General features: G+C 72.9%; 10 protein-coding genes. 3 read left to right on the forward strand and 7 right to left on the reverse strand.

Annotated features, from left to right (window positions below; all coding sequences use genetic code 11):
- Position 1: 1 nt before the first annotated feature.
- The 7 genes from AB0K12_RS01465 to AB0K12_RS01495 all read right to left on the reverse strand — a co-directional run bounded on the left by AB0K12_RS01465 (position 2) and on the right by AB0K12_RS01495 (position 8,375).
- Complete coding sequence (locus AB0K12_RS01465) at positions 2 to 1,207, reverse strand: glycosyltransferase (RefSeq protein WP_364554838.1); 1,206 nt, start codon at positions 1,205 to 1,207, stop codon at positions 2 to 4.
- A 107-nt stretch (positions 1,208 to 1,314) separates the two neighbouring features.
- A complete protein-coding gene (locus AB0K12_RS01470) occupies positions 1,315 to 3,408 on the reverse strand; it encodes a hypothetical protein (protein WP_364554839.1) in 2,094 nt (697 codons plus the stop codon).
- Positions 3,405 to 4,769, reverse strand: a complete 1,365-nt coding sequence (locus AB0K12_RS01475) for an acyl-CoA reductase (RefSeq protein WP_364554841.1) — start codon at positions 4,767 to 4,769, stop codon at positions 3,405 to 3,407. Before AB0K12_RS01475 ends, AB0K12_RS01470 begins: the two co-directional genes overlap by 4 nt.
- Positions 4,769 to 5,845 (reverse strand): acyl-protein synthetase, encoded by a 1,077-nt coding sequence (locus AB0K12_RS01480; protein ID WP_364554843.1) that lies wholly within the window; start codon positions 5,843 to 5,845, stop codon positions 4,769 to 4,771. The genes AB0K12_RS01475 and AB0K12_RS01480 overlap by 1 nt, the downstream gene beginning before the upstream one ends.
- A 118-nt stretch (positions 5,846 to 5,963) precedes the next feature.
- Positions 5,964 to 7,301 (reverse strand): AMP-binding protein, encoded by a 1,338-nt coding sequence (locus AB0K12_RS01485; RefSeq protein WP_364554845.1) that lies wholly within the window; start codon positions 7,299 to 7,301, stop codon positions 5,964 to 5,966.
- Positions 7,301 to 8,068, reverse strand: coding sequence for a glucose 1-dehydrogenase (locus AB0K12_RS01490; protein ID WP_364554847.1), 768 nt, complete (start codon positions 8,066 to 8,068; stop codon positions 7,301 to 7,303). Before AB0K12_RS01490 ends, AB0K12_RS01485 begins: the two co-directional genes overlap by 1 nt.
- Positions 8,069 to 8,126: 58 nt before the next feature.
- On the reverse strand, positions 8,127 to 8,375 hold the full coding sequence (locus AB0K12_RS01495; RefSeq protein WP_345395873.1) for an acyl carrier protein: 249 nt from the start codon (positions 8,373 to 8,375) through the stop codon (positions 8,127 to 8,129).
- A gap of 161 nt (positions 8,376 to 8,536) precedes the next feature.
- Here AB0K12_RS01495 and AB0K12_RS01500 point away from each other — a divergent pair, with 161 nt between their 5' ends.
- From AB0K12_RS01500 to AB0K12_RS01510, 3 genes are read left to right on the forward strand one after another with little or no spacing between them, the layout of a single operon-like run.
- On the forward strand, positions 8,537 to 9,439 hold the full coding sequence (locus AB0K12_RS01500) for a hypothetical protein (RefSeq protein WP_364554849.1): 903 nt from the start codon (positions 8,537 to 8,539) through the stop codon (positions 9,437 to 9,439).
- Complete coding sequence (locus AB0K12_RS01505; protein WP_364554851.1) at positions 9,436 to 11,052, forward strand: hypothetical protein; 1,617 nt, start codon at positions 9,436 to 9,438, stop codon at positions 11,050 to 11,052. Before AB0K12_RS01500 ends, AB0K12_RS01505 begins: the two co-directional genes overlap by 4 nt.
- A 19-nt stretch (positions 11,053 to 11,071) precedes the next feature.
- Positions 11,072 to 12,958: a glycosyltransferase family 2 protein gene (locus AB0K12_RS01510; protein ID WP_364554853.1), complete on the forward strand. Its 1,887-nt coding sequence runs from the start codon at positions 11,072 to 11,074 to the stop codon at positions 12,956 to 12,958.
- Position 12,959 lies beyond the last annotated feature (1 nt).

Genomic DNA, 12,959 nt, shown 5'->3' on the forward strand with positions numbered 1-12,959 from the left:
GTCAGTTCCTCGTACGGGCCAGGACCAGCCGGTCCAGGGCGGCGAACCTGAGCAGCGTGAGCAGGCAGTACGTCGTGACGATCGCGCTCACCTCGGCCGCGAGCCCCGCCCACGGCGGCACGGTCAGCACGGCCAGCGTGGTCAGCACGTACGTCGCCAGGACGAGCGCCGGCGCCCGCAGCCGCATGGCGGCCCGCAGCCCAGGGGCCCAGCGCCGGTTGGCCACCAGCGTGCACAGCCCGGTCAGGACGAGCGCGCCCAGGTTGGCGGGCACCGGCGGCCAGAGCCCACGCAGCGGCAGGTAGAGCAGCGCGTACAGGACGGCGGAGACGGTGCCGATGGCGGCGAACGAGGTGATGGCCGCGCTCGTCACCATGCTCGGTGAGAGCACCGGGTCGGGGTGGGCGGGCGCCGGCTCGCGCCTCGCCACCTCCACGTCGGCGCCGCCGCGCGCCATCGTCCGCGCGACCCTGGCCAGCCCCTTGAGGTCGTCGACGGCGGTCCTGACCACCTGGACGCGGGAGTCGGCGTCCTCGATCCAGTCCACCGGCACCTCGTGCACCCGCAGCCCGTTGTGCTCGGCGAGCAGCAGCAGCTCGGTGTCGAAGAACCACGAGTCGTCCTCGACCCTGGCGAGCAGCGGCCTGGCCACGTCGGCCCTGACCGCCTTGAACCCGCACTGGGCGTCGCTGAAGCGGGCGCCGAAGCCGTACCTGAGCAGGGCGTTGTACCCGCGCGAGACGATCTCCCTGCGCAGCGAGCGCCGCGTGCGCGAGCCGTGCGCCAGGCGGGTGCCGATCGCGATCTCGGAATGGCCGCTCGCCACCGCGGCGAGCAGCGGGAACAGCGCGTCGAGATCGGTGGACAGGTCCACGTCCATGTACGCCACGATGTCGGCGGGACTGGCCTGCCAGGCCGCCCGCAGGGCCGCGCCGCGCCCCCTGACCTGGATCCGCCGGGCGTGCACCTCGGCGAACTCCCCGGCCAGCGCCCCCGCCACCCGCCACGTCGCGTCGGTGCTGCCGTTGTCCACGATCGTGACGCGCCACGGCAGCGGGAAGCCGTCGAGGCGGTGGAGCAGCGTGCGTACGCAGCCGGGCAGGGCGCGCTCCTCGTTGAGCACGGGGATGACGATGTCCACGCTCGCCAGGCTCGGTGCCGGGTCGAGCAGGAGAGGGCTCGGCTCCAGGGCGGCACGGGTGTCCACTTCACTCCCCCGATCGTGCTCGTGGCCATGGTCAACACGATGGTGGTGGGGAGGCCGGGCGTGCCGGACGGGTTTCTCCGCGGCATTCCGCCGCGCGGTGGAAGCCTTTACCTTCCTGAGCTCAGCTCGTAGACGGAGGTGGTCGCGTTGCGGAAGCGCAGGCGGGCGTACGCGTCCAGCTCGGGCCTGATGCCCGTGTAGAGCCAGCGCACGCCGTATCTTGTGGCGAGCCGCTGGACGTTCTGCGCCGTCGGGGTCGTGAACGCGGCGTCGTTGGCGGCCAGCCTGTCCTGATCGGCGTACGGGACCTCCAGGTAGGACCGGGTGCCGGCCCTGGCCAGCGTGCTCTCCGCGTACGCCCAGCCCTCGACCAGCACCCGCCGCTCGGTGAACGCCGAGACGTAGAAGTGCCTGCTGTCGCAGACCTTCCACCTCGGGTGGTGGCAGTGCAGGTCGGTGGCCACCACGTCGCCGGGTGACGAGTGGTCGCGCAGCCACCGCCCGGCCGCCAGGGAGCCCTTGGGGATCAGCCGGTGCCGGCGCTCCTCCGGGGTGACGTGGGCGGCGATCACGCGTACGGAGGTGGGCAGCGCGTACCCGGCGAGCAGCGCCACCACGGCCAGCACGTGCCCGCGCCGCCACACCGCGAGCGCCGCGACGGCGAGCACGGCGTACGGCGCCACCACCCGCGCCGGCGGCCCGGCATCGATGCCGGGCGTCGCCACCAGCAGCGCGCCACCCGCGCCCAGCCCCGCCAGGCAGGCCGCCCGCGCCCACGACACGGGAGGCGCCGCCAGCACCCCGCAGACCGCCGCGATCGACAGGTAGGGCCGCGCCGCCTCCAGGAAGTAGAGCTGCGACTGCGCCGGATGCCCGAGCAGCACCGCCGCCCCGATCCCGGCCGCCCCGACGCCCAGCATCAGCAGCAGCGGCGGCTCCAGCGCCCGCCGCCCCAGCCCGGCCACCCCGCCCCACACGCAAACCAGGCAGAACAGGTGCACCCCGGTCAGCAGTGCCAGCGTCGGGATGGTGCCCTGCCCCCAGAGCGCGCGCATGGTGGCGAACGGATCGACCCGCGTGCCCTGCCCGCCGCCGTACAGAACGACGTGTGCCACCACCAGGAACCCCAGCGTCAGCCCCGCCGCGACCAGCCACCGCCGCTCCGCCCGCCGCCGCACGGCCACGACTGCGATCAGCCCGGCCAGCAACAGCGGCAGGTACGTCGCCTTCGCCCCGCCCAGCACCGCCAGCAGCACCGCGAGCGCCGCCCACCGCACCCGCCGCCGCACGAGCGACGTCATCACGGCCGCGAACAGCAGTGCCCCGAACGTCTGCGTCGGGCTGGCCCACACCGTGAACATCGACCGCGAGCTGAACACCACTCCCTCGACCAGCTCTGGGCTGAACAGGAAGTACGTCACCCCGGCCGCCGCCGCCCCGGCACCCCAGCTCCCGCCCAGCCGCCGCCCCAGCACCGCCACCAGCACCACCGTGGCCGCCGCCATGGGCAGCGTGCCCAGCCGGTAGACCAGCGTCAGCGGCTCGATGCCGGTGACCCAGCTCGTGGCGGCCAGCTCCGCGTAGACGAACCAGTGGTAGGACAGCGGCTCGCCCAGCACCACCGGCAGCGCGGGCGGCACGTGATGCCGCAGCTCGCCGACCAGCGCCAGGTGATAGGGCAGATCCCCGTACGCCGCCCCGACCGGCACCCCGTAGAGATGCACCGCACTCCACACGATGAGGAACGCCACGATCCCGGCCAGCACCCACGCGCACCACGGCGGCACCCGCTCGCGCAGCCCAGGCCCGCGCCAATGCCGCCGCAGCCTGGGCACGCCCACGAACGCCGCCACCACCGCGACCGGCACGACCAGCACCAGCAGCGGCTGCCCCACGGCCCTGGCGGGCAGGTAGGCCAGCACCTCGACCGCGTACCCGAACGCCAGGCCCGCCGCCAGATCCTCCGCCATCGACCGGCCGCCGCCCGTCAGCGCCCGCCACAACAACGTGCCAGGCAGCACCAGGCCCACGCCGACATACCCGGCGAACACCACCAGATCACGCCAGGACACCCCACACCACAGGAACACGGCGACGGCGAGCGCGCCCACCAGCGCCGCCGGCGCCCACCCCGAGCCGAGCCTGCGCCCCCTCGACATCGTCAGGCGCACCAGCGTGCTCGCGGGCGGCGCCAGCGTCATGCGACGACGGTCACCAGTCGCGTGAACTCGGCCGGCAGGTCGACGCCGTCCCACACCCGGTGGAAGCTCAGCGCGCCGCCCACCGGCACCATGCGATCGACGCCGCGCCCGGCCAGGCCCCTGGCCAGTTCCTCCAGCTCGCCCCTGCCGAACCCGAAGTGGGTCATCGTCTGGTCGCGCCGCTCGACCAGGGCCACCAGCTCCGCCAGCGACTCCAGCCTGGCGTGCGCGAACGTGCCCGCGCCCAGCCAGCGCCGCGGAGCCGCAGCCGCGGCCGCCAGGCGTACGCAGGCCAGCGCGTTGCCGTGGAACTCCACGCTCTCCGCCACCCCGTCGGCCGCCAGCCCGTAGGTGGACACCCGCTTCTCCACCGCCATCGCCGCATCGACCCCCCACCCGCGCACGGTCACCACCCGCGACACGTGCCCGGTGAAGTCGGCCCGCGCGGCCTCGCAGTCGTCCTCCGCGCCCACCCAGAACACCGTGCGCGGTGACGAGCAGGCGGCCTGGTCGAACCAGTAGGTGTCGTTGACGAAGCCCTCCGCGATCGACACCCGTGCCGCCCTCGGCGCGCACAACCAGGCCGCCGCCCGCACCACCGCGAACGACGAGCGGTCGGGGAAGGTCAGGTCGCGGGCGTGCGGGGCCAGGGGGTGGCGGCGGATCTCGCGTACGGAGTGGTCGCCGCCCCACACCACCCGCAGGTCGCAGGCGGCCGCCAGCGCGGCCGTGACCTCGTCGGAGCGGTGGTAGGAGACGATCCGCTGCGTCGCCGCGATCACCGGGTCGGCGGTGGCCAGGGTCTCGTGCAGCGCCTCCAGGATCACCTGGGCCACCGCGCCCGAGCGGGGCGACAGGCGGACGACGTTGCGGTTGCCCATCAGGGCCGACAGGGCCCAGGAGTAGACGAAGACGGTGTCGACGTTCGCGGGCGGGAGGTGGAAGATCAGGCCGCGCGGGACGCGTACGTGCTCGCCCGCCAGCTCCGCCACCGTACGGGCCAGCTCGGCCGGGCGCAGGAAGAAGCCCAGCGAGCCCAGCTCGGGGTGACGGCGCGCGAGCGCCGGCCGCAGCAGCCGCTTGCCGAACGCCGCCAGAAACTCCTTGACCCGCTCATCACCCACCTGCAGCCGGCTCTCGCTCAGCTGCTTCAACAACTCCTCGACCGGCACCGCCGCCCCCGCAGGGAACAGCACCTCGACCTCGGACCCGCCTTCGGCGGCGCGGTCCTGCTGAGCGCGCGGGTCCTGCGGGGAGCGGGCGTTGTGCGGAGCGCGGGCGTCCTCGGAGGGGTGGCGGTTCTGCGGTGTAAGGGTGCTCTGTGGCGTGCGGGCGTCCTGCGGAGGGTGGGCGTCGGACATCAGCCTCGCCCCATGGTGTCGCTGCAGCCGCGCGCCTCGGCTCGCGGCAGCCTGCCGAGCACCTCGAACCGCTTGCCGGGCCAGGCCCCGTCATCGACGCCGCGCACCACGCCGAGGTCCTCGGTCAGCAGCACGTGACCTGGATAGGACGTGGGAAGCGTGCTGACCACCTCGACCAGCCCGGGGACGCCGGTCGGCGCCTCCTGCCAGGTCTCGGGGTCGCGGATCACGACGTCGGCGAAGTCGGGGCAGTAGAGCCCGTCGCCTTCGGGTCCTTCCAAGAAGACCGTCCCGATCTGCTCGACCATGCCGTAGAAGTTGTGCACTCTGCTCAGCCCGCACTCAGCCGCCAGCCGCCGCCGGAACTCGGCGTTGTCGACCGCCTGCTCGGCCAGCCGCTTCCAGCCGCCGGAGTGGATCAGCACCCCTTGCGACAGGTCCGCGCCCAGGCCCAGCAGGTGCAGCCAGACCATGAACGTGAACCCGAAGACCAGGAACGGCTCGCCGCCGTGCCGGGCCAGGAAGTCGTGGACCGCCCGCGCGTCCACCTCGCCCCGATCGTCGAGCACGAAGGTGTGGTCGCGGCCGAAGTTCATCATCCCGAGCACGCCCGCGCCGCGAGCGCTCAGCATCGGGTCGCGGACCACCGACCGCATGTCGACCACCAGCATCGGCAGCCGCCGCTCGCCCAGCACCTGCCGCATGGTGGCGGCCAGCATGCGGGTCTGCGCCGCCGCGGCCGCCCTGTCGAGGTGGATGCGGCTCGGCGCCTGCCCGGTGGTGCCGCTGGAGGTCAGCACCCTGAACACCTCATGGGCAGGAACGCTGCGCAGCTCGTGGGTCTTGAACAGGCGTACCGGCAGCCACGGCAGGTCGGCCAGCCGGGCGTAGGGCGGCGTCGCGCCGATGGCGTCGAGGATGCGGCGATAGGGCGGGCACGCCAGGCGGTGGCGCTCGGTCAACGCGGCCAGCTCGGGCAGCAACACGGCCTCCCGCCGCGCCGCGCCCAGCGTGAACACCGACTGCCCCGGCCCCGCCAGGGCCGGCCCCGCCACCCCGATCTGCGGACGGATCATGCGATCGACTCCAACGCTCGGTTGCCGGTCACGCCCGTCGCCAGGGCCTGTCCTGCCACCCCGATCAGGTCAGCGACTCCGGCCTCGCCCGCCGTCAGGGCCTGTCCTGCCATCCCCGTCATGTCATGGACTCCAGCGCTCGGTAGTCGATCTTGCCCGTCGGGAGCAGGGGCAGGCGGTCGATGCGGCGGATCTCGAAGCCGCTCCAGTGCAGCCGCAGTTGTGCGGCGAGCTGCCGGGCCAGCAGCGCCATGGCGGGTTTGTCGAGGGTTTCCGTCCAGATCGTCACGCGGTCGTCGCCGCTGGTGGCGGCCACCGGGCCGGAGCCGCGCAGCAGGCGTTCGACGTCGTCGAGGTTGACGCGGGTGCCGAAGACCTTGGCGATGCGTTTGGTGCGGCCCGTGACGTACAGGAAGCCCTCGTCGTCGAGTCGGCCCAGGTCGCCGGTGCGCAGCACGCCGCCCAGGTCGTCGCCCCTCGCCAGGTCGGCGGCCGTCTCGGCGTAGCCCATCATCACGTTGGGCCCGTGGTAGACGACCTCGCCGCCGTCGACCTCCAGCCGCCCGCCTGGCACGGCCACGCCCACGGACCCCGGCTTGTCGTCGAGCCGGTCGGGCGGCAGCACCGCGATGCGGGCGGTGGCCTCGGTCTGGCCGTACATGACGTAGAAGCGCTCCGCCTGCGCGGCGAACTCCTTGACCAGCTCAGGCGCCAGCCGCCCGCCCGCCTGGGTGAGCGTGGTGAGCGCGGGGTAGTCGGCATGGTCGAAGCGCAGCCTGCGCAGCATCGTGTACTGGTAGGGGACCGCGGCGAGCGACGTACAGGAATGGGCCTTCAGATCGGCCCAGAACGACCGCTCCAGCAACCCCGCCTCGGTCAGCACCACCGTGCCCCCCGCGACGAGGTGACTGTTGAGCACCGACAGCCCGTAGCTGTAGTGCAACGGCAGACTGGTCGGCGCGATGTCGTGCGGTCCGAGACTCAGGGCGACGGCGATCGCCCGAGCATTGGCCAGCACCGCCGCCCGCGAGATCCGGACCAGCTTGGGATTGCCCGTGGAGCCGGAGGTGGCCAGCAACAACCCGAGGTCGGGATGCGGATCAGGCGCGGTGCGCCGCCGCCCCAGCTCACCGCCCGCCTGCGTGAACCCGATGAGCGCGCTCGGCTCGAACCGCTCGACCAGCTCGCCCAGCGCGGCGGCCGGCAACTCAGGATCAAGCAACGCGATGGGCCGCCGAGCCTCCAACGCCCCCAGGTAACAGAAGACGGACGCCAACGTGTTCCGCGTCCCGCAGAACACCGGCCCGGGCGGCAGCTCCTCGAACCGTCCGGCCGCCCGCCGGATGGACCGCGCCAGGTCTTCCCCGGCGACACCGTCCGGATCGCCGGCAGCGATGAGCCGAGCCTGCGGATGCGGGAACACGCCGGTGGCGTGCGGCTGCGAGTCTCCTGACATCACTGGACCAGACCGCCGTCCACGCCGAGGACCTGGCCGGTGATGAACGCGGCCTCAGGGGAGAGGAGGAAGGCCACGGCCCGGGCGACGTCGTCGGGCTCGCCGAGGCGGCCGAGCGGGGTCGCCGCGATCGTGGCGAGGCGCTCGTCGTCGCCGAGGGTGGCGAGCATGTCGGTACGGATGTAGCCCGGCGCCACCGCGTTGACCCTGATGCCGTGGGGGCCCAGCTCTTTGGCCGCGGCGAGGGTGAGGCCGAGCACCGCCGCCTTCGTGGCGGAGTAGACCGTCTGCCCGGCGCCGCCCGCCCTGCCCATGATCGACGAGACCAGCACCACGGCCGGCTCGCTGCCCCTGCGCAGCAGCCTGAGCGCGGCCTGCAGGGTGTGGGTGGCGCCGACGGCGTTGACCTCGAAGAGGCGGCCGATCGTGTCGCGGCTCGTCAGCCCGAGCAGCCCGGCCGCGTGCACACCGGCGTTGACCACGAGCGCGTCGAGCCGGCCGTGCCGCTGGTAGATGCGCCGCATCATCGTGTTGACCCGCGCCGGGTCGGCGACGTCGCCGTGCACGGAGTCGGTGGCGCCACCGGTCTCGGCGGCCACCTCGGCCGCCGCCTTCGCGGCCCGCTCCTCGTCATGGCCGTGCATGACCACGGCGTGACCGGACGCGGCCAGCCGCACCGCCACCGCCCGCCCGATCCCTCGCGTCGACCCGGTGACCAGCACCACCCGCCGCTCCACGAACGCCTCGCCCTCGGTCACAGACCCCACCCGGGCCTCCTCGCACGACCCGAGCTCAAGGTGCGGCGGGTGCGAACCGGGGCGGGGGTCAGACGGCGGCGGCGCCGATGCCATGCTTCTCCAGCAGCTCGGCCGCCTTGGCGAACGAGCTCATGTCGATCATCTCGTCGGTGTCGATCATGATGGAGAACTCGTCCTCCATCGCCGCGATGAGCGCCATGTGCGCGAGGGAGTCCCACTGCGGGATGGCGCGGTATTCGAGGTCGTCGACGCCGGCGTCGGGCGGAAGGTTGAGCGCCATGCGGAACACGGCCCGCAGGCGGTCGAGATGACTCATGATCACTCACTCTCTGTCCTCAAGCCATGACGAAGTGTAGCCGTATCGCGAAGCCGATGAAAAACCAAGCCCCCGACCTGAGTAATGGAAGCGTATAACGATGCGTGACCCGTCGGGGGTGCTGGGAATGTCGGGAAGGACACGCCAGCCGTACGGGGGGAATGATGGACGAATCCAATCACTGGTACGGGCACTCCCGCATTCTCGGCAGGTACTGCGGCCTGCCGGACGAGGCGCCAAAGCGCATTCAAGGTTTCCTCCAGCACGGATGGAACTATCTGCACGGATTTCCCCCGAACGACCACTGGTGCAGCCCCGGTTACCCTCGTTTCATCTGGTCGGACGTCCTGCGCCGCCGGGGCTGGTCCATGGGCAGGAGGGGGCACTATCTCATCGGCGCGCCGTGGATCTACCTCCTTTACCAGGAGCCCGGCCTCGGCGTGCGGGAGGATCGCGAGGGTACGATCTGGTATCCCTTTCATGGCTGGGAAAAACATTCCGTCAGCGGGGATCACGCCCGGCTCGCCGATGAAATCCGAGATGTCGAGATTGGCCCGGTAACGGTCTGTCTTTATTGGTTGGAATTCGCAAATCCGGACATTCGGCGGGCATACGAATCGAGGGGGTTCCGGGTCATCTGTCACGGCGAGCGCGGCTCCCGCTGGGAGGCGAAGGGCCGCGACTTCCTGCGCAAGCAGCTCGTCGAGTTGCGGCGCCACCGCAGGGTGGCCTCCAACCGGCTCGGCAGCGCGCTGTTCTACGGCGCGTCGGTGGGGTGCGAGGTGGCCGTCTACGGCGACCCGATGCAGTTCGAGGACGAACGGCCCGAATACGGCGGCACCGCCCGCCGCATGCGCCTGTGGCCCGAGCTGCACGGCACGCACGTCGATCGCGAGCTGGCGGCCGAGGTGGCGCGGCGCGAGCTGGGCTTCGAGTATCAGGCGACACCGGAGGAGCTACGGCGGATGTTCGGATGGAAGCGCCCCCCGGCGGCGGCCCCACGCAGGCGCCTCGCCCCGTCCGCCGCCGGCCACGCCAAGGTGAGTGCAGGAGTGCGGGGATGAGTGTGAACGAGGCGCCGGCGAACGTGCGGCTGATCGGCGGCGAGATGCTGCTCTGGTCCGACATGTCCGGCATCGGGGGCGTCACCGAGTGGCGTGGCGCGGCGCTGGAGCTGATCAGGCGGCTGGTCCCGGAGGATGGCAGGGTGCTGCTGGTGGGCCCGCATCCGCAGCCGCTGGTGGACGACGTGGTCGCCAGGTCGGGCGAGGTGGCGGCGCTGCTGCGCTCGTTCCCCGACGCCCGCGACCTGGGGGAGCGGCACCCGGGGCTGGAGGTGTTCTGCGGCCGGCTTGAGGTGCTGGACGCCGAGGAGCCGTACGACCTGGTGCTGGCGCTCGACGGCCTGCTGCGCACCCACTCGGCGGAGGCCCCGGCCTCGGCCTGGAGCGAGTCGCTGGCCGCGCTGGCCGAGCTGACCAGGCCGGGCGGCCGGCTGGTCCTCGGCGTACGCAACGACCTCGGCATCGACCGGTTCATCGAGGCGCGGCCGGCCGACCGCGAGTGCGGCGACGACCAGTGGGCCCCGCACGGCTTCGACCCCAGCTACCCGGGCGGCCCCGCGGCGCTAGACCTCGGCCTGGAGTCGGCCGGGCTGAGCCTGCAGCGCTGCTACGCCGCCTACCCCGACCGCCAGGCGCCGCGCTCGCTGCTGTCGCGTGAGTCGCTGGCGTTCGAGCTGCCAGAGGCGCTGACGTTCCCGCTGAGCGCCCGCGAGAGCGAGCGCATGCTGGTGGCCGACCCGCTCAGCCTGACCAGGCTGGTGTTCAGGCACGGGCTGGGCGAGGAGCTCGCGCCGCTGTGGCTGGCCGTCGCGACCCGCCCGCCCCGGGCGTCCGACCCTGTGCATCCGGTGGAGCTGCCGCTCGGCCTCATCGAGGAGGGCCAGGCCCTGTACGAGCTGACCGCCGGCGGCACCCGTCGCCTGCCGGGCGGCGAGGAGCACCCGGTGCCCGCGGGCCGCGTCGTGGAGGAGATCCTCGTCGAGGCGTGCGCCCGCGAGGACGTCAAGACCGTACGCGAGCTGCTGTCGGAGCTGGCCTGCTGGCTGGAGGCCGGCGGCGACGCGTCGGCCGCGACCGACAGCCTGGTCTACGACGGCGAGCGGTTCGCCGCGGTCAACCCGCCCGCGGCCCCCGCCACGCCGCCCGAGCCGCGCGTGGTGCTGTGCCGGATCCTGTGGCGGTTCGCGGTCAGGCTGCTGGCGGCCGGTCACCATCACCCGTGGCCGTGGCCGCTGGAGGCCGACCAGCTCGCGCTGACCCTGTGCGGCATGGCCGAGCGGCCCTGCGACCAGGGCGACCTCGACCTGGCCCGCAAGCTGGACGCCGAGCTGGGCCAGCCGGCCGAGCTGGGCGAGCACGCGCCGACGTACCGGGATCTGCTGGGCGCCCGCGACCGGCTGGCCGATCAGCTCACCGCGGCCCTGGCCAGGATCGCCCGCCTTGAGACCAAGCTCTCCTACCGCGAACGCGAGCTCGTGCGGGCCAAGGCCAAGCTGCGCAGGACGCAGCGCAAGGCCACCGCCTACCGCAGAACGCTCGGCTACCGTCTCTCCCGCCGACTGGCCCGCCCCCGCAAGGTCGCCCGCCGCGTCATACGCCTGCTGTCCGGCTGACCCACCATGAGGAGCTCCTGTGTCGGTTCTTTCGGTGATCGTCCCGTTCCACAACGTCGAGAAGTACATCGGACCCTGCCTTGACTCCATAACCGCGCAGACGCTGGACGACCTGGAGGTGATCTGCGTCGACGACGGCAGCGACGACGAGGGCGCCGCGGCCGTCGCGGCGAGGATGGCGGACGACCCGCGCATCACCCTGCTCAGCCAGGACAACCACGGGGTGGGCCACGCCCGCAACGTGGGCGTGGCCCACGCCACCGGCACCTACCTCGCCTTCGTGGACGGCGACGACACCGTGCCGCGCGACGCGTTCAAGCGCATGGTGTCCTCGCTGGAGACGACCGGCTCCGACCTGGCCTGCGGCAACGTCATGCGGCTCTACCGCAACCTGCTCATCCCTTCGTGGGCGCACCGGCAGGCGTTCGCGAGGCCGGCCAGGCGTACCCACATCACCCGCCACCCGCTGCTGGTCCGCGACCGCATGTTGTGGAACAAGGTCTACCGCCGCTCGTTCTGGGACCGCCTCGGGCTGCGCTTCCCCGAGCGCATGTACGAGGACCAGCCCGTCGCCATGGCCGCCCACGTCGGTGCGCGGTCGGTGGACGTGCTGGCCAGGGTCGTCTACCACTGGCGGCAGCGCGACGAGCAGGGCGCCTCGATCACCCAGCGCTGCCTGGAGCCGGCGAACCTGCGCGACCGCCTGCTGTCGGTGACGCAGACGGCCGGGCTGCTGGCCCGCGGCGCCCCTGGGCTGAAGGCCGACTTCGACCGCGACACGCTGGACATCGACATGACGGTCGCCGTCGAGGCGATGGCGGCGATGGGGGAGGCGGCCGACCCCGACCTGGTGGACCTCGCCGTCCGCTACCTCGACGGCGTGTCGCAGGAGGCGTGGCTGAGCATCCCGTTCGAGCACCGCCTGATGGTGCACCTGCTGCACATGCGCAGGCTGGATGAGCTGTCGCGGGTCTTCGCCGAGGCGAAGCAGGGCCGGTTGCAGCCGAAGGTCGGCTCGTCGGGGTGGTGGCGCAAGCGCTGGCACGGCCGCCACCCCTCGATGCCGGGCCACCTGTCGGACGTCTCCCGCGAGCTGGGCCTGCGGGCCAGGCTGGTCAGCCTCGACTGGCACGACGACGTGCTGCACGGGGCGGGCCGGGTGGCGGTCGGGACCTTCGACATCGGCGACCTGCGGCGGGTGCGGGTGCGTACGTGGCTGCGCGAGCGCGGCACCGGCGAGACCGTGGTGCTGTCGGAGAACGCGAGCTTCCCCCTCTGGGAGGAGGTCGAGCAGGAGGACGGCGGCCGGCTGCCGGAGCACGCGTTCCCGTTCAGGTTCGCCTTCGACCCCGAGACGCTGTCGCGGGCGCAGCTCGCCCGGCACGGCCAGTGGGACCTGCACGTACGGGTGCGCGGCGGCGGGCTGCGGCTGGAGTGCAGGGTGGCGGGGCCGCGCTGGCTGCCGCCGCTGATCCCGGCGCCGCGCCGCAGGTCGGGGGTGTGGCTGGTGCCGGTACGCAGCGCGAAGGGCGCCTGGGGCATCCGGGTGCGCACGGCCCAGGCGATCATCGGCGAGTGCCGGGTGGAGGGCGGCGACCTGGTGCTGGCCGGCCGCATCTCCGACCTCGGGGACGGCGAGCCGGTGCTGCGGCTGCTGCGCAGGAGCGACGGCGAGGAGATGTACTTCCCGGTGGAGCTGGCCGGCCAGAACTTCCACGCACGGGTGCCGCTGGCCGGCATCGACGCGTGCGTGGGCCACGAGTCGTGGTGGGAGGTGCTGATCGATCAGGGCCGCGCGCTGCGCCCGCTCGTACGCTCGCGGCAGCGCACGGTCACGACCGTGGCCGAGCGCCGCTTCCTCATCGACCGCGGCGAGGACGGCTGCCTGCTGCTGGCCGAACGCTGAA

The sequence above is a fragment of the Nonomuraea sp. NPDC049419 genome (assembly GCF_040676995.1).
Lineage (GTDB): Bacteria > Actinomycetota > Actinomycetes > Streptosporangiales > Streptosporangiaceae > Nonomuraea > Nonomuraea salmonea.